The sequence below is a fragment of the Lacisediminihabitans sp. H27-G8 genome (genome assembly GCF_046156175.1).
Taxonomy (GTDB): domain Bacteria; phylum Actinomycetota; class Actinomycetes; order Actinomycetales; family Microbacteriaceae; genus Lacisediminihabitans.
Genome location: NZ_JAYLVL010000003.1, coordinates 321,398 through 342,828, shown reverse-complemented (window position 1 = coordinate 342,828; position 21,431 = coordinate 321,398). Strand labels below are relative to the sequence as shown.

Here is a 21,431-nt window from a genome sequence, read left to right as displayed (position 1 = left end):
GCTTCAGAGCCGGTCGTGCTCCGCGGCCTCGCCCGGGATGAGCGGGATTGCCGCTGCCGGCAAGAGTGCCACGGCTGCGAAAGCGAGCGGGTAGCCGACCAGCCCGATCAGCGCCCCGACCGCGGGGCCGACGATGGAGGCCGCCAGGAATTGCCCGGTGTTCTGGGCACCGAGCGCGCGACCGGCCCAGGACGGCCCGGCCATCTCGGCGACGGAGGTGAAGGCGAGCCCGTTGTCGGCCACGGTCACGGTCATCGCGATCACCAGGACGATTGCGGCAGCGCTCCATTTCGGCGCCCCGAAAGCCGCGAGCAACAGCATCACGGCGGATGCCGAGATCGCGACCCAGCGCAGCGGACGCACCCGACTGCCGACGCGGTCGCTCAGGATGCCGACGCCGATGCGGCCGATCGCCCCGACGAACTGGGCGGCCCCCACGAGCAGTCCCGCGGCGAGAGCCGGCACCTGCAACTGGGTGACCAGCCACACCAAGCCGAAGACCGAGAGGGTGAACTGCGGGAAGACGAGCAGGAGCGAGACCGCGTGGATGCGCCAGAGGAACCCGCTCGAGCGATAGGGGTTGGGGGTGGGAACGCCGGGCTCCTTCACCGGCCGCGGGGGATCGCGGATGCCGATCGCGCCGGCGACGGCGAAGACGCCGGTGAGCGCGAGAGGCACGATGAGGGCTGCCCCGATGCCGCCGGCTGAGGCCAGGGACGGCACCGTAACGGCGGCGATGGTCACCCCGAGGGGCTGGCAGGTCTGGCGGATGCCCATCGCGAGTCCCCGGCGGTCCTTGGGAAACCAGCCGACCACGACGCGACCGCTCGCGGCGTTGGTGCTGGCCGCGGCCATCCCTCCCAGCAGGAAGAAGATGCCGAGGGCGACATAGCCGGTGGAGAGCAGCGCACCGACAGTGGCGAGAGCCACCAGGCCGAGACCCCCCGCGATCACCCAGCGTTCGCCGATGCGGTCGGCCAGTGCTCCCCAGGCGATGAGGGTGAGCACCATTCCGATGGTGGGGGTTGCGGCGAGAAGTCCGGCCTGCGCCAGGCTGAGCCCGCGTTCGGTGTGGAGCAGCGGGATGAGGAAGGCCGGCACGCTCACGAACACGGTGCCGGAGGTCTGGGCGGCGACTCCGAGCGTGAGAACCGTCCACGCTCGGTGGGCGTCGGGGAAGGGAGTGCTCATCGACCGTGCCTTCCTCGTTCATTTCGAGTGTAGGGACAATCCGCAACCGCACCGTCGCCCGCCGTTCATCCGGTGGCCAACTGGAGTCCGCTTCGCCTTCCTAGTCTCGCAAGAACGAGAGATTCGAAGAGCGGAGAAACTGATGAGCATCGTCGCAGTCATTCCCGCCAGGGGCGGCTCGAAGGGCATCCCCGGCAAGAATCTGCGTACTGTCGCGGGCATTCCGCTCGTGGTGCGTGCGATCGAGGCTGCGCGCTCGTGCGGACTGATCGACCGGATCGTCGTCACGACGGACGATCTCGCCATCGCGGATGCCTCCCACGCTGCCGGCGCGGAGGTCGTTGACCGTCCGGCCCACCTCTCCGGAGACCGGGCCACCTCGGAGTCGGCGGTACTGCACGCGCTCGAGCACATCGAACCGGCCGCCGAGATCGTCGTCTTCCTGCAGCCCACCTCGCCGTTCATCGATTCGGCGGCCCTCTGCGAAGCCATCGAGCGGGTGCGGAGCGGCCAGGAAGACGTGGTCTTCTCCGGCGTCGAGACCTTCGCCTTTCTCTGGCAGCTCGACGGCGAGGGGCGCGCGACGGGCGTCAACCATGACCCGTCGGCGCGGCCCCGGCGTCAGGATCGTGAACCGCACTTCCAAGAGACCGGCGGCTTCTACGTGATGCGAGCGGCGGGATTCAGCCGTGCCCGGTTCCGCTTCTTCGGCCGGGTCGGTGTCGCCATCGTGGATGAGCGCACCGGCATCGAAATCGACACCGTCGATGAGCTGATGCTCGCCAACGCGATCGCCCCCCTCGTCGACACCACCCCCATGCCGCATCCGTCCCACTCCCCACAATTGGAGCACTCATGACAGTCAACATCGGCACCTCGAAGATCGGCACCGGCTCACCGGTCTATGTGATCGCGGAGATCGGCCTCAACCACAATGGCAGCGTCGAAACGGCGATCCAGCTCATCGACGTGGCGGCGGATGCCGGCGCCCAGGCCGTGAAGTTCCAAAAGCGCACGCCGGAGATCTCCACGCCGGAGCACATGAAGAACACCCCGCGGGACACTCCCTGGGGCATGATGACCTACCTGGAATACCGCTACCGGGTGGAGTTCAGCCGCGAGCAGTACATCGAGATCGGCGACTACGCGACGCTGCGCGGACTCGACTGGTTCGCCTCGCCGTGGGACGAGCCCTCGGTCGACTTCCTCGAAGACCTCAACGTTGTCGCGCACAAGGTCGCCTCCGCGTCGGTCACCGACATCGGGATGCTCCAGGCGCTCGCCGCGACCGGCAAGCCGATCATCCTCTCCACCGGCATGTCAACGCTCGAGCAGATCGACCGCGCGGTCGAGGTGCTCGGCACCGGCAACCTGGTGATCCTGCACGCCACCTCGACCTACCCGCTTCCCGCAGAAGAGGCGAACCTCCGCACCATCACCACCCTGCAGAAGCGCTACCCCGGGGTGCCGATCGGCTACTCCGGTCACGAGCGCGGCCTGCAGATCTCCATCGCCGCGGTCGCTCTCGGCGCTGTGGCGGTCGAGCGCCACATCACCCTCGACCGCACGATGTGGGGCTCCGACCACGCCGCGTCGCTCGAGCCGCAGGGTTTCGAGCACCTCGTGCGCGACATCCGGGTGATCGGTGAGGCCATGGGTGATGGTGTGAAGCGCGTCTTCCCGGGGGAGCTCGCCCCGTTGGCGAAGCTCCGCCGCGTCTCTGCCTGATCCCTCCGGGCATGACGATCACCCACTCTGAACTATCCGGTGCCGCCGAACAGGCAGCGGAGCCTGTGTCGACGGCAGGAGTCACCGTCCTCGCCATCGCGGACTCCGACTCCTACGTCAAGTGGGGCGCCACGCTGCTCGGTCAGGTGCCGGACGACTGGCAGCGTTCGCTGATCGTGCTCGCGAGCCCGGTCATGCCGAGCGGTGAACAGCTCGCCGCGGCGCTCAACGGTACCTCGGAGTCGATCGACGCGCCGCCGATCCTCGACCTCTCAGCCCTCGCTGTTCGCATCGCCACGCTCAAGCCGGATGTCGTGCTCCTGTCGGTGCGCGGACCTCTCGTCAAGGTGGTGGTGCGCGCGATCGTCGGTGCCTCGGACGTGCGCCCCGTGATCGTGAGCGGGCTGCCCGGCATCTCCATTCCGGCGACCAAGAGGGCTATCTCGCACCGCGCCCAGGTCGACTTCTTCGTGCTGCATTCCCGCCGTGAGGTTCGCGAGTTCGAGGCTCTGGCCGAACGAATGGGCATCGACATGCCCTTCGGGCTCGCCACGCTGCCGTTCCTGCCGCGACAGGCTCTGCCGCAGAAGACCCAGGGCCGCAACCAGAACGGCGAGGTGATCTTCGCAACGCAGGCGAAGGTGCCGGCCGAGAAGGCGGATCGGCTGGCCCTGCTGGGCTGGCTGGCCGAGTCGGCGCGGCGCCACCCGTATCTGCGTGTCGTCGTCAAGGTGCGCGCCGCTCGCGGCGAGCAGCAGACGCACGCGGAACGCTACGACTACGCCGACCTCATGGACGAGCTCCAGCCGCGCGCACCGCACAACCTCGTGGTGGCCGGTGGCGCCATGTCCGACCACCTCGCCGGCGCGGCCGGGCTGGTCACGGTGAGCTCGACGGCTGCGATCGAAGCGATCGCCCTCTCCATCCCGGTGATCATCGTCAACGATTTCGGAGTGAGCGCCGAGCTCATCAACACCGTCTTCGAAGGCAGTGGGCTCCTCGGCAACTGCGGCGATCTGGTGGAAGGGCGATTCCGGCACCCCGAGGCGGCCTGGCTCGACGACAACTATTTCCACGGTGCAGACAAGAACGACTGGCTGCGCCGGGTCGACGAGCTGGTCGCCATTCGCGCGACCGGGGACTTCCCCCTCAAACCGCTGCGGCACGGCGCCTTCGGGGGAGTGCTTCGCCGGGCCTGGGACCGCAAGCGCGCCCTCGGCCGGTTCGACCGGTCGTGGAGCGGCATGGTCGCCCTCGCGCTGGGCACTCCGGTGCGGTACGCACTCATGGTCATTCGCGGCGTGCGCCGTCGTCGCGCTCGCGCTCGGCTTGCGAATGCGGAGACCGTCGGGGAGCAATGACGGCGGTCACCGCGCTCGGCACGCGTCCGAGTCCCACGGTCTCGACCGGCTTTCGCAGCGACATCCAGGGCCTTCGTGCCGTCGCGGTGGCGCTCGTGGTGCTCGGCCACGCCGGCGTGCCCGGTCTCGGTGGCGGATTCATCGGCGTGGACGTATTCTTCGTGATCTCCGGCTACCTCATCACGGGCCACCTCCTCACCGAGCTCGAGAGGCACGGACGCATCCGGCTCGGCCGGTTCTATGTGCGCCGAGCCCGGCGCATCCTTCCCGCCGCGCTCGCGGTGCTCGTGCTCACCGTCGTGGCCTGCCTCGCTCTCGTGCCACCGCTCCGACTGCCCGAAATCCTGAAAGATGCTGCGGCGACCGCCCTGTGGGTGCCTAATGTGCGCTTCGCGATCGATCAGACCGACTATCTCTCTGGCAGCGCGCCGTCCCCCTTCCAGCACTACTGGTCCCTCGGGGTCGAGGAGCAGTTCTACCTGTTCTGGCCGCTTCTGCTGCTCGGGCTGTTCCTGTTGGTCCGACGCTCGAAGCGGATGCTCGGGGTCGCGGTCGCCGTGCTCGCTGCGCTCTCCTTCTCCGTCTGCCTTCTCCTTTCCGACGTCGCGCAGCCGGTCGCGTTCTTCTCTCTTCCGACGCGGGCGTGGGAGCTCGCCGTCGGAGGGGTGGTCGTGCTTCTCGTGCCCCTCGCCCGACGACTCGCCAGCTGGCTCGCTCCGGGGACCGCCGCGGTCCTCGCCGCGGCGGGCAGCTGGATCGGCCTCGCCGCGACGATCGGCGGTGCGCTCCTCCTGGGCACCGAGACCGCGTATCCCGGGGTCGCTACTCTCGTGCCCGTCCTCGGCACCGCTGTGGTCATTCTCGCGGGATCGGCGGGAGCCGCAGCCGGCCAGTCCGTGGATCGGCTGCTAGCCATTCCTCCGCTGCAGTACCTCGGCCGCATCTCCTTTTCCCTCTACCTCGTCCACTGGCCTCTGCTCGTCGTCGTGCACGAGCGCCTTGGCCTCGCCACCCCCCTTCCCGTGTGGCTCGGCGTCGCGCTCGCCCTCGCGGCGGTGCCGCTCGCAGCCGTCCTGTACGCGGGAGTCGAGTCGCCGCTGCGGCTCGCACGGGGCAGCTCGGCCCGATCGACCCCGCTGCTGGCGGTAGCGATTCCGACCGTGATCGCGGTCGCACTCCTCGCAACGGTGCCGCTGGTCGAGAGCAATCCGCTGCATTCGAACCGCACGGCCGGACCAACAGTCATCACCGCTCCGCCGGCCGCCACGGACTTCGTTCCGAGGGACCTCGCCCCCACGCTCGCCGGTTCCGCGGCCGACACCGGTGCACTCTACGAACGCGGATGCCAGCAGACGCTGGCAGAGTCGGCTCCACTGCGCTGCACCTTCGGCGCACGCGGCTCGCCCGTCGTCATGGTGCTGTTCGGCGATTCCCACGCCGGGCGATGGGCCTCAGCTCTCGACGAGGTGGCCCGCACGAGGGGCATCCGCCTCGAGACCTATACGAAGTCGGGGTGCCGCTCCGAAGAGAGGGACGACCTGTGGGATGACCCGGCGAACCGCTCGTGCACACAATGGCGGAAGAATGTTGTGGCCCGGCTCTCCTCCGAGAAGCCGGATGTCATTGTGCTGACGAATCATCTGGGACCGACCTCGCCCAGCAACGACGGAGCCGTGCAAGCGGATTGGGAACGCGCCGCCACGAGCACGATGGAGCGGCTGCCCGCCGCCTCCCGCGTCATCACGATCGCCGATACTCCACAGTTCCCCGCCTCGCCGCCCGACTGTCTGTCGGCGCACCTCGCTGACGCCTCGAAGTGCAGCACCCCTCGGGAGGCCGCCTTCAGCACCGCCATCAGCTCGGCGCAGAGCACCGTCGCTGCCCGCACGGGCAGCGGGTTCGTCGATCTCTCGAACTACTTCTGTTCGCCGACGACCTGCGCGCCCATCATCGGCTCGACGCTGGTCTATTCCGACGAGCATCACATGACCGCGACCTTCAGCCGCCTTCTGGCTCCGGCTCTCGATGCCGCGCTGGCTCCCTACCTGTCGATCCGATGACCGGCATGCCGTTCACGCCGGTACGACGCCCCGCGCACACCACGCCATCGCCGACACCTCGAATGGGGCGGTCGGAACGGACTTCGCGCACCGGAGCCTGAGCGCTTCGCGGCCCTCCTCCGTCAGTCCGCTGACATATGCTCCGGCAGGCCCGACGCCCAGGGTGTACGGCTGCCACCACTCGTCGAAGGATGCGAAGCGCCGGGTCACGGTGAGGGTCGACGATTCGACGTCGTGCAGGCCGGCGATGCCGAAGAGCTCCGCGAGGTGACCCTCTCGCGTGCCGGCCAGGGCGGCTTCGCCGGGAGCCTCGGGGTCGAGGTCGTGAACGGCTCTCCAAAAGGTGGCGAGCGGGCCGCGATCGCCCGCGTGGTCCCAGACGCAGGCCGTGACGAGACCGCCGGGCCGCGTGACGCGAGCCATCTCGCGCAGCCCAGCCACGGGATCCGTCATGAAGTGCACCACAAGTTGGGCGAGGGCCACATCGAACTCCCCGTCTCCGAACGGCAGCTGCTCCGCTCCGGCGAGTCGGACATCGAGCCCCGGAACGCGCCGCGTCGTCGCCTCCACGAAGGAGGGCGACGGGTCGACCGCGGCGACGGCCCCCGCGCCGAGGCGCCGCGCCAGTTGCTCGGTGAGCGCGCCGGTGCCGCAGCCCACGTCGAGGGCGCGGTGGCCCGGCTGCAGCTGCGACCAGTCGGCGAAGAGCGGGGCGAGCGGCTCGGAGTACTGGCCCATGAATCGGCCGTAGGCGGCCGCCGAGACATCGAAACTCATGGGGGAACGCTACTCCCGCGGCCACCCCAGCGGGGCAGGTGCGGCACAGCGTGAGGGTTACCCATAACTTCACTACGGCAGATTTCCGACTGTGTCGCCATGCGTCCGACTCGCTTGCCCGTGCCTGAGTGAACCGTGCAGCATGGCCGGATGCCCAACCAGACCTCGCCCCGCCAGATCCGTTTCAACGCCTTCGACATGAACTGCGTCGCTCACCAGTCCTCGGGAATGTGGCGTCACCCCGACGATCAGGCGTGGCGGTACAAAGACCTCGACTACTGGACCGAACTCGCCAAACTCCTCGAGCGAGGCACCTTCGACGGCGTCTTCATCGCCGATGTGCTCGGCACGTACGACGTGTACGGCGGTTCCAACGAGGCGGCGATCCGACACGGCGCACAGGTGCCGGTGAACGACCCGGTTCTCCTCGTCTCGGCGATGGCGCACGTGACGGAGAACCTCGGGTTCGGCATCACCGCCGGCACCTCCTACGAGCACCCCTATCCCTTCGCCCGCCGCATGTCGACCCTCGACCACCTCACCAAGGGTCGGGTGGGGTGGAACGTGGTCACCGGCTACCTGCCGAGCGCCGCGCGCAACATGGGCCATGACGACCAGCTCGAGCACGACGACCGCTATGACGTCGCCGACGAATACCTCGAAGTGCTGTACAAGCTCTGGGAGGGCTCCTGGGAGGATGACGCGGTGCAGCGTAACCGTGAGACCGGTGTGTTCACCGACCCGTCGAAGGTGCACGAGATCCGACACAGTGGCAAGAACTTCACGGTGCCGGGCATCCACCTCTCCGAGCCGTCGACGCAGCGCACGCCGGTGATCTACCAGGCGGGGGCCTCGGGCCGGGGCATCCAGTTCGCCGCGGGCAATGCCGAAGCCATCTTCGTCGCCGCTCCCACCAAAGCCGTGCTCAAGACCTCCGTCGCGAAGATCCGCGACGCGCTCGAAGCCGCCGGCCGGGACCGCTACTCCGCAAAGATCTATACCCTGCTCACGATCATCACCGACTCCACCGAGCAGAAGGCGAAGGCGAAGCACGAGGACTTCCTTCAGTATGCGAGTGATGAGGGAGCCCTCGTGTTCATGTCCGGGTGGATGGGCATCGACCTGTCGCAATACGAGCTCGACGAGCCCGTGGGCAATGTCAAGAGCAACGCCATCCAATCGGTGATCGCCAACTACGCCGAATCCGCCGAGAACGGCGAGGAGTTCACGGTCAGCGACATCGGCCGGCTCGGAGCCATCGGTGGACTGGGGCCGTTCATCGTGGGCTCGGGCGAGCAGATCGCCGACCAGCTGCAGGAGTGGGTCGAGGAGACCGACGTCGACGGCTTCAACCTCGCCTACGCGATCACCCCCGGAACCTTCGAGGACATCGTGGAGCACGTCATCCCGGTGCTGCGTGAACGAGGGGCATACCCGGAGGCCTACGTCCCAGGATCCCTGCGCCAGAAGCTGCACGGCCGGGGTGACCGGCTGCCGGTCGAGCACAAGGGAGCGTCGTTCCGGATCGGCGGCACCGGGTCGACGTCGCTTCGCTGAGAGCCCGGCTGGGCGCGCCGCGCTCAGTCGCCTGTGGATAACCTCCCCGCGGGTTCGCTCCGCCGATCGATGATGTGGGGATGTCCACGGCCGTCGCCCTCATCACGGAACAGGTGCGAGAGCGCGTGCGGCGCGACGGAGTGGATCTCGGGGGAGACCGGCAGGGCGCGCTGGTCGACAGATACGTGCGAGAGGAGGTGCGGCGCTACAGCGAACGGGCGCTCGGCGGTTCCCTGCCGATGTTGCACGACGAGCACCAGGCCGCGCGCGAGATCGTGGCCTCGATCACCGGCTTCGGAGTGCTGCAGCCGTTCTTCGACGATCCGGAGATAGAGGAGATCTGGATCAACGGCCCCTCGAAGGTCTTCATCGCCCGCAACGGGGTGCCGGAGCTCACCAGTGTGCTGCTCTCGGACACCGAGGTGCGTGACCTCGTGGAGCGGATGCTGCAGTCCACGGGCCGGCGGGTCGACCTCTCCTCGCCCTTCGTCGACGCCTCGTTGCCCGACGGATCGCGGCTGCATGTGGTGATCCCGGACGTGACCCGGCGTCACTGGGCCGTCAATATCCGCAAGTTCACCCAGCGCATCCGTGATCTGCAGCGGCTCGTCGCCCTCGGCTCGCTCAGCCACCAGGCGGCGGAATTCCTGCGCCTGTGTGTGCTCTCCGGGCAGAACATCCTGGTCTCCGGCGCGACGCAGAGCGGCAAGACCACCCTGTTGAACGCGTTGCTTTCCGGGGCACGCACCGGCGAGCGCATCGTCACCGTCGAGGAGACCTTCGAACTCGACCTCGCGGCGCGGGATGTCGTCGGCATGCAGTGCCGCCAACCGAGCCTCGAGGGCACCGGCGAGATCACCCTGCGCCGACTCATCAAGGAGGCCTTGCGGATGCGCCCCGACCGGCTCGTCGTCGGCGAGGTGCGCGAGGCCGAGTCGCTCGACCTCCTCATCGCCCTCAACAGCGGGCTCCCCGGCATGTGTTCGATCCACGCCAACAGCGCACGGGATGCCCTCGCCAAGCTCTGCACCCTGCCGCTGTTGGCCGGGCGCAACATCGACTCCTCTTTCGTGGTGCCGACGGTCGCCGCATCCGTCGACATGGTGGTGCACTGCGAACTCGCCCGTAACGGCCAGCGACGGATCACCGAGATCCTCGCGCCGAGTGGCGTCGTCACCGGCGGCACGATCGTGGAGGCCAGCCTCATCTTCGCCCTGCAGCGCGGGGTGCTCACCGCCACCGGAAGCTATCCGAGCCGCAGCGGCAAATTCGACGCGGCCGGATTCGACCTTGCGTCGATTCTGGCGGGGGTGGCGGCATGACTCTCACCGTGGTGCTCGGCTTGGTGCTGGGCCTGGGGGTGGTGCTCATCGTCTCTTCCTTCGCCTGGCCGGCGACGGGAGGGGCGCGTGCGCGGTCGCGAAGCGCAGGCGGATTCCTGCGCCAGAGACTCGCCCGGGCCGGCTTGCCGTCGGTGTCGCTCACGGCGGTCGGCGTGGTTTCCGTGGTCGGCGGCCTTGCGATTGCGGCTCTCAGCTTCGCCCTCGTTCCGGTCATGGCGATCTCGTTGATCGCCGGGGCTGGCGCCCTCGCTCTCCCGCTCGCGATGATCCAGTGGCGGGTCCGTTCGCGCCGGCGGGCGGCCAGGGTGCTCTGGCCCGACATCGTCGACCATCTCGTCTCGGCGGTGCGCTCGGGACTCGCGCTGCCGGACAGCGTCGTGACCCTCGCTCACACCGGGCCGGCGCCGACCAGAGACGCGTTCTCGGAGTTCGCACGGGACTATCGGGCCACCGGGAATTTCGGCCTGAGCCTCGATGCGCTCAAGGACCGGCTTGCTGACCCGGTGGCCGACCGAATCCTCGAGACGCTTCGGATGTCGCGCGAGGTCGGGGGGAGCGAGCTGACGACAGTGCTGCGCAACCTGTCGTCCTATCTGCGACAGGAGGCAGCCATCCGCTCCGAGGTGGAGGCACGCCAGTCGTGGGTGGTGAATGCCGCCCGGCTCGGGGTCGCGGCACCGTGGGTCATCCTCGTGTTGCTTGCCACCCGGCCCGAGGCCGCCGCTGCCTACAACACCGCCGGGGGAGCGCTGCTGATCGTCGGGGGCCTCTTCGTGACGGTGATCGCGTACCGCCTGATGCTCGCTCTCGGCCGTTTCCCGGAGGAGCGCCGATGGTTCGCCTAGACGCACTCTCCGGGTGGGCGGTGCTCTGCGGACTCGGGCTGGGGCTCGGGCTCTGGTCGCTCGCCAGTCTCGTGCCCCGATTGAGCCGACCGCGGCTCACCGCCAGGGTCGCGCCCTACGTCGTCGACGTTTCGGCTGGTGCCCGCGAGCTTCTCGGCCGCCGCACCGTCGACCCGCTCCCGGTCGTCGGAGCGCTGTTCGGCCCGGCATTCGAACGGCTCCGAACCCTGCTCGGCTCTGCGCTCGGCGGAGGAGCCACCATCGAGCTGCGCTTGCGGCAATCATCGTCGCCCCTCACTGTGGAGGCCTTTCGATCCCGCCAGTTGGCGTGGGGCATCGGCGCCGCGCTTCTCGGACTGGTCGCGCCCCTGGCGTTCGCTCGCGTGCGCCCGATCGCCCCAGCCCTGGTCGGCGCCATCGTGGTCATCTCAGCGATATCCGGCATCGTGCTCTGCGACCGGATGCTGCACCGGGCGGCCGTGAAGCGCCTTGCGCGGATCACCGCCGAGCTTCCGACGGTGTTGGAATTCCTCACCCTCAGCCTCTCGGCGGGCGAGGGCATCCTCGATGCCCTTCGGCGGGTCGGCAGGGTCAGCCGCGGCGAGCTTGCAGCCGAGCTCGCGGCCGTCGTCACAGTCGTCAACACCGGGGTGCCCCTCGCCGAGTCGCTCGACGCTCTCGCCTCCGGCATCCGCTTGCCCGCTCTCACCCGCTGCGTCGACCAGGTGACCGGCGCCCTGGAGCGAGGCACCCCGCTCGCCGAGGTGCTGCGCGCCCAGGCCCAGGATGCACGCGACGATGCCAAGCGGGAGCTCCTCGAGGTCGCGGGCAGGAAAGAAGTCGCAATGTTGGTGCCGCTGGTGTTCCTCATCCTGCCGGTGACCATCGTCTTCGCGATCTATCCGGGCATCTTCGTGCTGCAATTCGGGCTCTGACAGCGATCACCTCACGAAAGGACCATCCATCATGAACAGGCTCCGCGAACGATTCCAAGGCGCATTGGGGGATGAGCGGGGCGATGTGCCGGGCTGGGTCCTCATCACGCTGATGACCGCCGGCCTCGTGATCATCATCTGGGGTCTTGCCGGCCCGGCGCTCAGTGCGGTGTTCCAGCAGGCCATCCAGCGCGTCACCGGCTTCTGACTCGCGGAGCCGTCACCGTGTACCGCCTGCGATCCCTCGCGCGCAACGAGGCCGGTTCGGCCGTCGCCGAATTCGTGATGGTGGGTGCGCTGCTCACGGTGCTCACCCTCTCGGTGATGCAGCTCGCGCTGGCGCTGCACATCCGCAACACGGTGCTCGACGCGGCATCCGAGGGCGCCAGGTTCGCCGCCCTCGCCGACAGCTCGCTCGGGGAGGGGGCCGCGCGATCCCGGGACCTGATCTCCTCGGCCATCGGGCCCGGCTATGCGACCGACGTGACGGCCGGCTATGGACGCTATCTCGGACATTCGGCGGCGATCGTCACCGTGCGCGCGCCCCTGCCGCTCATCGGCCTGTTCGGCCTCGATGGTGGGCTGGAGGTGAGCGGTCATGCGGCTGTGGAGACGATTCCATAGTGCGATGGGTGATGCGATACGTGCTGAGGAGGGCACGGCCTCCCTCGAGTTCGTCACGGCCGGCCTGATCCTGTTGCTGCCCCTGGTCTACCTCGTGCTGACGATGTCCGCCCTGCAGGCCGCATCCCTCGCCGTGGAGGGGGCCGCTCGCCAGGCGGTGCGGGTCTATGTGCAAGCACCCGATACCCACAGTGCCGAAGCCGAGGCCGATCGGGCGATCCGATTCGCGCTCGCCGACTACGGCATCGATTCCTCGACCGCGAGCGTCTCGATCTCCTGCTCACCCCAGGCCTCCGAGTGCCTCCGGCGCCGGGCCGCAGTCACGATCTCGGTCGAGGTCTCCGTTGGTCTTCCGCTCGTGCCGTCCGTCCTCTCGGCTGGTGGCCCTGCGGCGGTGCCGCTCCGGTCGACCGCGACCGAACGGGTCTCCCGGTTCTGGGGTGCGCCGTGAGAGCACCACTGGAGCGGTTGAAGGGGGAGGAGGGATCGCTCCTGCCGCTCACCATCTTCTACGGGTTCCTCTCGCTGGTGCTGATCCTGCTCGTCGTCGCCGCGACCTCCCTCTACCTCGAGCGCAAACGCCTCTTCACGGTGGCGGATGGCGCGGCCCTCGTCGGCGCGGAGGCCTTCGCCCTCGACGACGTGTCGGTCACCGCTGGCGCCCCACGCCCGAGCCTGAGTTCCGCGCAGGTACGGTCTGCCGTTACGGACTACCTCGACACCGTGCCCCACGATCGTCTCGAGGCGTTGCGCCTGGAATCGGCCGGCACCACGGACGGCCGCAGTGCCACCGTGGAGCTCTCCGCCTACTGGCGCCCTCCGGTGGTGTCGCTGCTGCTGCCCGAGGGCATCCGCCTCGAGGTGACCGCGGTGGCACGGTCGGTGTTCGGCTGATCCCGGTCCAGCCCCAGCAGGGCGCTATTCCGCGCTGGACCCCCGAACAGCACCGCCGCGCCGAGCCCGATCATCATGACCCCACCGGCGGCGCCCAGCCTTCCGATGCGTCTCGGCGACCGAGCGAACCACTGCCGCACCGAGCCAGCGACGAGTGCCCACACGCTGTCGCTGACCAGGGCGATCGCCACGAAGACCGCCCCGAGGGTCGCGAGCTGCAGAGGGATGCCTCCGAGCGCGTAGTCCACGAACTGCGGAAGCACGGCGACGAGGAAGACGATGGTCTTGGGGTTGGAGACTCCCACGACGAAGCCCTCCGCGAGCATCCGTCGGGCGCTGCGCGGTCGGCGGGGCTCTGTGGTCTCGGCGTGCACATCGTTGCGGTGACGGATCGCCTGGATGCCGAGGAAGACGAGGTAGAGCGCTCCGACGATCTTGATGGCGGTGAACAGCACGATCGATTGCTCCACGATCACCCCGACCCCGAGGGCGACGGCGGCGGCGATCACGAGTGCTCCCGCGGCGTTGCCGGCCACGCTGAGGAGTCCACCGATCCTGCCGAGCGCGAGCGACCGGCCGATCACGAACAGCACGCTCGGACCCGGGATCAGCATCAGGCCGAGAGCGGCGAGCGCGAAGGTGAGAACGTTGCCAGCGGGGATCATGCTGAGAGCTTAGGGGCGACGCGCTCGACCGGGTTGCAGCTGGGGTACTGTCGGGATTTATGGAGGATGCCGGCGCTCGCGCAACGCGTGATGACGATGCTTCGCCCGACGTCATCTGGGATGTGCTCGTGGTCGGAGCCGGCCCCGCGGGGTCGTCCGCGGCCCGGGTCGCGGCCGAGGGCGGGGCATCCGTTCTGCTGGTCGATCGCGCGCGGTTTCCCCGCTACAAGACCTGCGGTGGGGGGCTCATCGGCATCTCCCTCGCCCACCTGCCGCCCTCGGTGCTGCCGATGGTCGAGCAGCGGGTGAGCGAGGTGCGGTTCTCCCTTCGTGGCGGGGCGCAGAAGTCCTATCGCCGCGGCCTGCCGTTTCTCGCCCTCGTGCAGCGCGAGAGATTCGATGACGCGCTCGTGAAGGCAGCCGTCGCCGGGGGAGTGACGTTTCGCGATGCGGTGGTCGTCAAGGCGGTGGAGGAGGCGGATGGCCTCGTCACCGTGACGACGGACGGTGCCCTGATTCGCGCCCGCGTCGTGGTGGGAGCCGATGGAACGAGCGGCCGGATCGGTCGCTACGTGGGGGTGCGGAATCGCGGCACCGATCTCGCGCTCGAGCTGGAGCTCACGAGAACACCACAGTCGCCGGACTATGACGGCGTGATCGCCTTCGACTGGGGCGCCGCTGCCGGCAGCTACGCGTGGGTGTTCCCCAAGGAGAAGGTGCTCACGGTCGGTGTCATCCAGGCCAGGGGCGAACCGCAACAGACTCGCGACTACCTCGACGCCTGGCTGCACACCGTCGGTCTCGACGGCCTCGAGACCGAGCGGTCGAGCGGTCATCTCACCCAGTGGAGAGCCTCGGATTCACCGCTGCGGCGCGGCTCCGTGCTCGTGGCGGGTGATGCCGCCGGCCTGCTCGACCCGTGGACCCGCGAGGGCCTGTCCTACGCGCTCCGGTCCGGATGCTGGGCAGGGGAGGCCGCCGCGGCCGCCGCTCACGGCCGCGACCGGGCACTGCACGAGTACACCGAGAGGATCCGCGAGCAGCTCGATCCGGACATCCGGGCCGGCGAGCGCCTTCTACGGTTCTTCGAGAGGCATCCCCGTCTCGTGCACCTCGCACTCGCCTATACCGGCACGGGCATGAGGCTCTTCCTCGCCGTCTGCGACGGCACCAAGACGCTCGGCGGCATCCTTTCCCGCCCTCTCCTGAGTCGCGCTCTCCGGGTGTTCGGCTCGTGACCTCGGCCGAAGCTGCCCAGCTGCTCGGCGTGAGCGCGGAGGCGCTGCCGCCGGAGATCGAGCGGGCATTCAAGCAACGGGCGCGGATGTCGCACCCCGACCGATTCACGGGTGCCTCTGCCGCCGAATCGCGCGCGGCGGCCGCCGAGTTCATCCGGGTCACCGAGGCGCGCAACCTGCTGCTGCGGCTGGCGGCGGAGCGGGTGGGAGCCGCCGGATCCGCGTCGGCTCCGCGCATCACCGAGTCGCTCGTGTACACCTCGGTTCCCGCCCCGCGTTATGTGCCGCGTCGCAGCGGCGCGACGATCATCTGGACCTTCCTGTTGGTCGTGGCCAGCGTGTTCTGTTTCATCGGCGGCACCCTGCCGCTCTCGCCGTGGAATCTGCTCTTGCTCGTTCCCCTCGACTTCTGCGCCATCGCCTTCGCCCGCACGAGCAGGCAGGCCGCGCTGGTCGGCACCCTCGTCTTCGGTGCGATCAACGCCGCGGTCGCGGTCACGATCGCCTCGTTCGGGTCGCTCGTCGCGCTCGAGATCCTGCTCGCTCCGGTGATCGCGCTGGTCGTGATCGGTCGCAGTCGGCGGGGCAGGCTCACCGACAGCGCTGCTCAGCGTGGGCGACGCGGGGCGTAACGCGGCACGTAGCGCAGCAGCACGCCCGCCCCGACGAGGCCGACGATCCCCAGGACACCGCTGGCGAAGGAGATCGAGACAGCGGCGGTGAGCGCCGAGAGCGCGAGGGGCGAGACCGCGCTTCCGGCATCCCCGGTGAATCGCCACGCTCCGAGGAACGGTGCCGGATTCCTCTGGTCCGCGAGGTCGGCTCCCAGGGTCATGAGGATGCCGCTTCCGAGCCCGTTCGCGATCGACATGAAGAGGGCGGAGGCGATGAACCACGGCACGGCAGTGGCGAGGTCATGCGTGACCGCGAGCGCGAGGTGTCCGACGCCGAGTCCGATCATCGAAGGCAGGGCGCTCCACAACCGACCGAAACGGTCCATGATCTGGCCACTCACATAGAAGAGGCCGAAGTCGAGAGCCCCGGCCGCACCGATGATCAGGGCCGTCTGGGCATCCGGGATCCCGATGCTCACCGCCCAGAGGGGCAGGATCACCTGGCGGCTCGCCCGCATCGCCCCGACAAGGGCCGCTCCGGTTCCGAGCCCCGACAGCACGGCCCGGGAGGCCCAGATCGTGCGGAACAGACCCACCGATTCCGCGGCGACGAACACCGTTCCCGCTCGCTCGGATGTCTGCGATCTGCGTTCGGCGATCGACTCGACCGGATCACGCAGCAGAAGCAGTGAGGCCGCTGCCGCCACACAGCACACGATGTGCACCCAGAAGACCGACTGGGTCGAGCCGGAGAGATGGATCACCGCCGCCGCCACGAAGGGGCCGATGAAATAGCCGAGACGGAAGGTACCGCCGAGAGTCGACAGCGCCCTGGCGCGAAAGGCACGCGGCACGAAGCTGGTCATGAACGCGTGGCGGGCCAGTGCGAAGACGGCGGTGGAGAGGCCGATGGCGAAGATGCCGAGGCCGAGGATCCAGGGGTTGGGTGCCGCGAGGGCGGTCACCAGCCCGACGATGGAGAGGAGTGCCGCGTAGATCATGGCGGTGCGTTCGCCGATGCGGCTGACGATCCACCCGCTCGGAATGTCGCCGAAGAGCTCGCCGAGCAGGATCATCGAGGCGATGACTCCGGCGACCGCGAGCGATGCTCCGAGGTTGTCGGCCACCTGCGGGATGACCGGGATGATGGCGCCCTCGCCCACCGAGAACAGCAGCGTCGGCAGGATGGCCGGCAACGCGATCGAGCGGAAACTGAAGTCCGGCTCGCTGCTGCTCATCGCCTTCGAGGCTACCCGCTCAGGGGGCGAAGGCCCGCACCCGGTAGTCTTGACGGCGATATGGACGAGCTCGATTTTTCTGAACAGATCGCCGCACTCCGCTCGACCTTCGCGGACATCCGCGCCGTCGTCGGCGTGGAGAAACTCCAGCGTGAGATCGCGGACCTGAGCGAGCAGGCCGGTGTGCCCGACCTCTGGGACGACACCGACAAGGCCCAGAAGATCACCTCCGACCTCAGTCACCGCCAGGCAGAGCTCGCAAAGATCGTGAGCATCCAGAGCCGGCTCGATGATCTCGAGATCATGGTCGAGCTCGCCAATGAGGAAGAGGATGCGTCGGCTGCGGCCGATGCAGAGGCCGAACTCTCCAGCATCCAGAAGCTGCTCGGTGAGCTGGAAGTGCAGACTCTGCTCAACGGCGAGTTCGACTCGCGCGCCGCCGTGCTCACCATCCGGGCCGGCGCCGGGGGAGTGGATGCTTCGGACTTCGCCGAAATGCTGATGCGCATGTACCTCCGCTGGGCAGAGCAGCACAACTACCCGGCGAAGGTGCTCGACACGAGCTACGCCGAAGAGGCCGGAATCAAGTCGACGACCATCGAGGTCGACGCGCCCTACGCCTTCGGCACGATGAGCGTCGAGGCCGGCACGCATCGTCTCGTCCGCATGAGTCCGTTCAACTCCGCGGGCAAGCGGCAGACCAGCTTCGCTGCGGTCGAGGTGATTCCGCTGATCGAGACCACCGACGTGATCGAGGTGCCCGAGGGCGACATCCGCGTGGATGTCTTCCGCTCGAGCGGCCCCGGCGGCCAGTCGGTGAACACCACGGACTCTGCCGTGCGCATCACCCACATCCCCACCGGCACCGTGGTGTCGATGCAGAACGAGAAGAGCCAGATCCAGAACCGGGCTGCCGCCATGCGGGTGCTGCAATCCCGGCTGCTTCTCATCGAACGGGAGCGCGAGGCCGCCCAGAAGAAGGAGCTCGCCGGTGTGATCACCGCGAGTTGGGGCGACCAGATGCGCAGTTACGTGCTGGCGCCGTACCAGATGGTGAAGGACCTGCGCACGGACTACGAGGTCAACAACCCGACGGCGGTCTTCGACGGGGACCTCGACGGCTTCATCAACGCCGGCATCAAGTGGCGTAAGCGCGACCAGAGCGAATAACTCGCCCCGGTCTCGATACGCTCGCTGGCGCTCGCTACTCGACCACCCGCTTGCCTGGTGGTCGAGTAGGTCGCCCAGCGACCGTATCGAGACCTCGACCGAGACCTAGCCCCGAAGCGTCTCCGGAGCATCCCCGAAGTCGTCGATCGGAAGACGGACCCCACCCTGCAAGGCGGACTGGTGCGCGACGATGCCGGGAAGGGTGAACCGCGCGGCGACCCAGGCGTTCACCGGAGGAAGCGTTCCGTCGACGACCGCGGTGACGAAGTCGTCGGCCAGGAAGTGGTGGCTGCCCTCGTGCCCGTCCGGTGCGCCGAGGAAGCTCTCGGGCAGGCGCGTGGCGTCGTGCACCGGGGCATGGCCGGAGATGAAGGAGGCGCGCAGCTCCGGCGCGACGTGCGCCAGTGCCGGGTCATCCGCATCCATGGTCTCGGCGGTGGCGAGAAGCGCGGTCACGTCTTCGACGCCCTCCTTGTTCTGCCAGACCGACACCTCGGCGAGCTGTTCGAAGCTACCCTCGGTGCCGAAGAAGCGGAAGCGGGATTCGCGGATGTGCGAGGGGTAACCCACCCGTCGCATTTCGTTGATGCGCATCGATCCTCCGCCGTCCAACTCGAAGAGCGCCGTCGCGTTCGAGAAGTCGTTGTCGAACATGCTGGTCTCCCGGTCGAAGACCCCATCGCCGCGGTCATCCGTCACCCCGATGCAACTCACGCTGACCGCGTGGGTCGGGATCGCGCCGAGCACTCCGCCGATGGAATGGGTGGGGTAGAGCATGGGAGGGTAGCTCGCGGTGCGCTTCCACTCGGGTCCGCCACTGTATTCGTAGGCGGCATAGAATCCGAGATCCATGTCGTGCACGTAATCGCCCTCGGCGTAGAAGACCCGACCGAAGGCCCCCTCGGCGAACTTCTCCCGGGCGTACACGGTGGCCGGGTTGTAATAGCTGGTCTCACCCATCATGTAGGTGAGGCCGGTTTCACGCACGGCGTCGATGATCGCGGCGATCTCGTCTTCGGTGATCGCCATGGGCACTGCCGAATAGACGTGCTTGCCCGCCCGGAGGGCTTCGAGCACGAGCGCCCCGTGGGTCCAGCGCTGGGTGAAGATGGCGATCGCATCCACGTCGGAGGCCAGCATCGCAGCGAAGTCGGTGACGGTGCCGTCGAGCCCCTGGGCCTCGTTCAGCTCCGATGCACGCTCCGGGAGCAGGTCCGTCACCAGAACCCGCGAAACCTGTGGGTGGAGTTTGAACAGCTTCGAGAACTGGCCGGCGAACTGGCCGGCGCCGACGACGCCAATGGAGATCGACATGAGCAACCTTTCTGGGAAGAGCAGCGTCCTCGCTGCGCGAATCTTTACTTCGCGATCAAATCTACTCGAGTAGTCCCTGTCGGTGCTTTCTGAGAGTCGTGACATCCGGCCTGTCGCTCTTCCTGATTCGGGAGTAGCTCCTTAGAGTCAAACGGTCATGATTCGGTTTGATCAGGTAACCAAGCTCTACAAGGGGAACGCGCGCCCGGCGCTCAATGCGGTGACGCTTGAGATCCTTCGCGGCGAATTCGTGTTCCTCGTTGGAGCGTCCGGCAGCGGCAAGTCCAGCTTCCTGCGCCTCGTGCTCAAGGAGGAGAACCCCTCGAAGGGGCAGATCCATGTGCTCGGGCAGAATCTCGGGCAACTCACCAGCCGCAAAGTGCCCTATTTCCGGCGCAATCTCGGGGTGGTATTCCAAGATTTCCGACTCCTCCCGCAGAAGAACGTGTTCGACAACGTGGCCTTCTCGCTCCAGGTGATCGGCAAGTCCCGCGGATTCATCCAGGAGGCGGTTCCGGATGTGCTGAAGATGGTCGGCCTCGCCGGCAAGACCAACCGGCTGCCTCACGAGCTCTCCGGCGGTGAGCAGCAGCGCGTCGCGATCGCGCGCGCCATCGTGAACAAGCCCGCGATCCTCCTGGCGGATGAGCCGACGGGAAACCTCGACCCCTCCACATCCGCCGGAATCATGACCCTGCTCGAGCGCATCAGCCAGAGCGGCACCACAGTGATCATGGCCACCCACGACGCGGGGATCGTCGACCAGATGCAGCGTCGTGTGATCGAACTGGTCAGCGGCCAGATCGTGCGTGATGAACGTCAGGGCGGCTACCAGACCCAGACCATTCCCGTGCAGGGCTTCGGTCCGGCATCCGTCTCCCGCTCCAACCTCGGCATCGCCGGGCAGGCCGAGGAGGTCTCGCGATGAGGTTCGGCTTGATCATGTCCGAGGTCGGCAACGGCCTGCGGCGCAACATCTCCATGGTCGTCTCGGTCATTCTCGTCACCTTCATCTCGCTCACCTTCGTGGGCGCCGCTATCCTGCTGCAGTTCCAGATCGGGCAGATGAAGGGTTACTGGAACGACCGCGCGCAGGTCTCGGTCTACATGTGCACCGACTCCTCGACGGCCGGCCAGTGCAACCTGGTCGAGGCGACGAAGAGCCAGAAGGCGGATGTCGAGTCGCAGCTCAAGTCGCCCGCGCTGGCCGGGCTGATCAAATCGGTCACCTTCGAGAACCACGACCAGGTCTACAAGAACTACAAGACCTACTTCAAAGACACCACCGGTGCCGACTTCATCACACCGGCCTTTCTCTCTGAGACCTTCTCGATCAATCTCAAGGACCCGTCGAAAGCCGATGTGATCCGGGAGAGCGTTGCGAGCCTCGCCGGCGTCGAGCAGGTAGTTGACCAACGCAAGTACCTCGATCCGATCTTTGCTGCGCTCAACGCCGCGAGTCTCACGGCGGTGAGCATCGCCGTGCTCATGCTCGTGGCCGCTGTGCTCCTCATCGCCACCACGATCCGACTCTCGGCATTCTCGAGGCGGCGGGAGTTGGGGATCATGCGCCTGGTGGGCGCCTCGAACCGGTTCATCCAGACCCCGTTCATCCTGGAAGGGGTGATCGCCGCGCTCATCGGATCGGTGCTCGCGAGCCTCGCGGTCGTCTCGATCGTGCGGTTCTTCGTGCAGGGATACCTCGGCACGCAGTCCCTCGACACCCCGTTCATCGGTCTGTCGGAGGCATACATCGTCGTGCCGATCCTCCTCGTGGTCGGAGCTGTGCTCGCCGCGGCATCCGCGAGTTTCGCGATCAGCCGCTACCTGAAGGTCTAGACCCCGTTAGAGTGGAGGGCTGCGCGCGGATGGTCTGG

At 67.9% G+C, this 21,431-nt stretch carries 22 protein-coding genes; 17 read left to right on the top strand and 5 right to left on the bottom strand.

Annotated elements, in window-relative coordinates; translation table 11 throughout:
* Positions 1-3: 3 nt before the first annotated feature.
* A complete protein-coding gene (locus VLI63_RS10945) occupies positions 4-1,191 on the bottom strand; it encodes an MFS transporter (RefSeq protein WP_409156891.1) in 1,188 nt (395 codons plus the stop codon).
* Positions 1,192-1,333: 142 nt separating this feature from the next.
* Between VLI63_RS10945 and VLI63_RS10940 the strand changes: the two genes are divergently transcribed.
* The 4 genes from VLI63_RS10940 to VLI63_RS10925 are packed head-to-tail and all read left to right on the top strand — an operon-like array spanning position 1,334 to position 6,340.
* Positions 1,334-2,050, top strand: coding sequence for a cytidylyltransferase domain-containing protein (locus VLI63_RS10940; protein ID WP_409156890.1), 717 nt, complete (start codon positions 1,334-1,336; stop codon positions 2,048-2,050).
* Positions 2,047-2,919: an N-acetylneuraminate synthase family protein gene (locus VLI63_RS10935; RefSeq protein ID WP_409156889.1), complete on the top strand. Its 873-nt coding sequence runs from the start codon at positions 2,047-2,049 to the stop codon at positions 2,917-2,919. The genes VLI63_RS10940 and VLI63_RS10935 overlap by 4 nt, the downstream gene beginning before the upstream one ends.
* Before the next feature lie 11 nt (positions 2,920-2,930).
* Positions 2,931-4,280, top strand: a complete 1,350-nt coding sequence (locus tag VLI63_RS10930) for a DUF6716 putative glycosyltransferase (protein ID WP_409156888.1) — start codon at positions 2,931-2,933, stop codon at positions 4,278-4,280.
* A complete protein-coding gene (locus VLI63_RS10925) occupies positions 4,277-6,340 on the top strand; it encodes an acyltransferase family protein (RefSeq protein ID WP_409156887.1) in 2,064 nt (687 codons plus the stop codon). The genes VLI63_RS10930 and VLI63_RS10925 overlap by 4 nt, the downstream gene beginning before the upstream one ends.
* 12 nt (positions 6,341-6,352) lie before the next feature.
* Here the strand turns inward: VLI63_RS10925 and VLI63_RS10920 are convergent, their stop codons facing one another.
* Positions 6,353-7,117 (bottom strand): class I SAM-dependent methyltransferase, encoded by a 765-nt coding sequence (locus VLI63_RS10920; protein ID WP_409156886.1) that lies wholly within the window; start codon positions 7,115-7,117, stop codon positions 6,353-6,355.
* A 150-nt stretch (positions 7,118-7,267) separates the two neighbouring features.
* Between VLI63_RS10920 and VLI63_RS10915 the strand changes: the two genes are divergently transcribed.
* From VLI63_RS10915 to VLI63_RS10880, 8 genes are all read left to right on the top strand, one after another.
* Positions 7,268-8,674 (top strand): LLM class flavin-dependent oxidoreductase, encoded by a 1,407-nt coding sequence (locus tag VLI63_RS10915; protein WP_409156885.1) that lies wholly within the window; start codon positions 7,268-7,270, stop codon positions 8,672-8,674.
* 80 nt (positions 8,675-8,754) lie between these two features.
* Entirely contained in the window at positions 8,755-9,996 is a 1,242-nt protein-coding gene (locus VLI63_RS10910; RefSeq protein ID WP_409156884.1) for a CpaF family protein, read from the top strand.
* Positions 9,993-10,862, top strand: a complete 870-nt coding sequence (locus tag VLI63_RS10905; RefSeq protein WP_409156883.1) for a type II secretion system F family protein — start codon at positions 9,993-9,995, stop codon at positions 10,860-10,862. Before VLI63_RS10910 ends, VLI63_RS10905 begins: the two co-directional genes overlap by 4 nt.
* On the top strand, positions 10,850-11,797 hold the full coding sequence (locus VLI63_RS10900) for a type II secretion system F family protein (protein ID WP_409156882.1): 948 nt from the start codon (positions 10,850-10,852) through the stop codon (positions 11,795-11,797). Before VLI63_RS10905 ends, VLI63_RS10900 begins: the two co-directional genes overlap by 13 nt.
* A 31-nt stretch (positions 11,798-11,828) precedes the next feature.
* A complete protein-coding gene (locus VLI63_RS10895; RefSeq protein WP_409156881.1) occupies positions 11,829-12,005 on the top strand; it encodes a hypothetical protein in 177 nt (58 codons plus the stop codon).
* 17 nt (positions 12,006-12,022) lie between these two features.
* Positions 12,023-12,421: a TadE/TadG family type IV pilus assembly protein gene (locus VLI63_RS10890; RefSeq protein ID WP_409156880.1), complete on the top strand. Its 399-nt coding sequence runs from the start codon at positions 12,023-12,025 to the stop codon at positions 12,419-12,421.
* Between the two features lie 4 nt (positions 12,422-12,425).
* Complete coding sequence (locus tag VLI63_RS10885; protein WP_409156879.1) at positions 12,426-12,872, top strand: hypothetical protein; 447 nt, start codon at positions 12,426-12,428, stop codon at positions 12,870-12,872.
* A complete protein-coding gene (locus tag VLI63_RS10880; protein ID WP_409156878.1) occupies positions 12,869-13,315 on the top strand; it encodes a pilus assembly protein TadG-related protein in 447 nt (148 codons plus the stop codon). Before VLI63_RS10885 ends, VLI63_RS10880 begins: the two co-directional genes overlap by 4 nt.
* Here VLI63_RS10880 and VLI63_RS10875 read toward each other — a convergent pair.
* Positions 13,228-13,980 (bottom strand): LysE family translocator, encoded by a 753-nt coding sequence (locus tag VLI63_RS10875; protein ID WP_409156877.1) that lies wholly within the window; start codon positions 13,978-13,980, stop codon positions 13,228-13,230. The two genes, VLI63_RS10880 and VLI63_RS10875, sit on opposite strands and share 88 nt — an antisense overlap.
* 59 nt (positions 13,981-14,039) lie before the next feature.
* On the opposite strand from VLI63_RS10875, the gene VLI63_RS10870 reads away from it, so the two are divergent.
* Entirely contained in the window at positions 14,040-15,218 is a 1,179-nt protein-coding gene (locus VLI63_RS10870) for a geranylgeranyl reductase family protein (RefSeq protein ID WP_409156876.1), read from the top strand.
* A complete protein-coding gene (locus tag VLI63_RS10865; RefSeq protein WP_409156875.1) occupies positions 15,215-15,850 on the top strand; it encodes a hypothetical protein in 636 nt (211 codons plus the stop codon). The genes VLI63_RS10870 and VLI63_RS10865 overlap by 4 nt, the downstream gene beginning before the upstream one ends.
* On the opposite strand, the gene VLI63_RS10860 is transcribed toward VLI63_RS10865, so the two are convergent.
* Positions 15,826-17,070, bottom strand: a complete 1,245-nt coding sequence (locus tag VLI63_RS10860; protein WP_409156874.1) for an MFS transporter — start codon at positions 17,068-17,070, stop codon at positions 15,826-15,828. The two genes, VLI63_RS10865 and VLI63_RS10860, sit on opposite strands and share 25 nt — an antisense overlap.
* Positions 17,071-17,130: 60 nt before the next feature.
* On the opposite strand from VLI63_RS10860, the gene prfB reads away from it, so the two are divergent.
* Positions 17,131-18,240, top strand: a complete 1,110-nt coding sequence (gene prfB / locus VLI63_RS10855) for a peptide chain release factor 2 (protein WP_409156873.1) — start codon at positions 17,131-17,133, stop codon at positions 18,238-18,240.
* Positions 18,241-18,345: 105 nt separating this feature from the next.
* Here the strand turns inward: prfB and VLI63_RS10850 are convergent, their stop codons facing one another.
* Positions 18,346-19,554, bottom strand: a complete 1,209-nt coding sequence (locus tag VLI63_RS10850) for a Gfo/Idh/MocA family protein (protein ID WP_409156872.1) — start codon at positions 19,552-19,554, stop codon at positions 18,346-18,348.
* A gap of 157 nt (positions 19,555-19,711) precedes the next feature.
* Here VLI63_RS10850 and ftsE point away from each other — a divergent pair, with 157 nt between their 5' ends.
* Complete coding sequence (gene ftsE, locus VLI63_RS10845; protein WP_409156871.1) at positions 19,712-20,482, top strand: cell division ATP-binding protein FtsE; 771 nt, start codon at positions 19,712-19,714, stop codon at positions 20,480-20,482.
* Positions 20,479-21,393, top strand: a complete 915-nt coding sequence (gene ftsX, locus VLI63_RS10840) for a permease-like cell division protein FtsX (protein ID WP_409156870.1) — start codon at positions 20,479-20,481, stop codon at positions 21,391-21,393. Before ftsE ends, ftsX begins: the two co-directional genes overlap by 4 nt.
* Positions 21,394-21,431 lie beyond the last annotated feature (38 nt).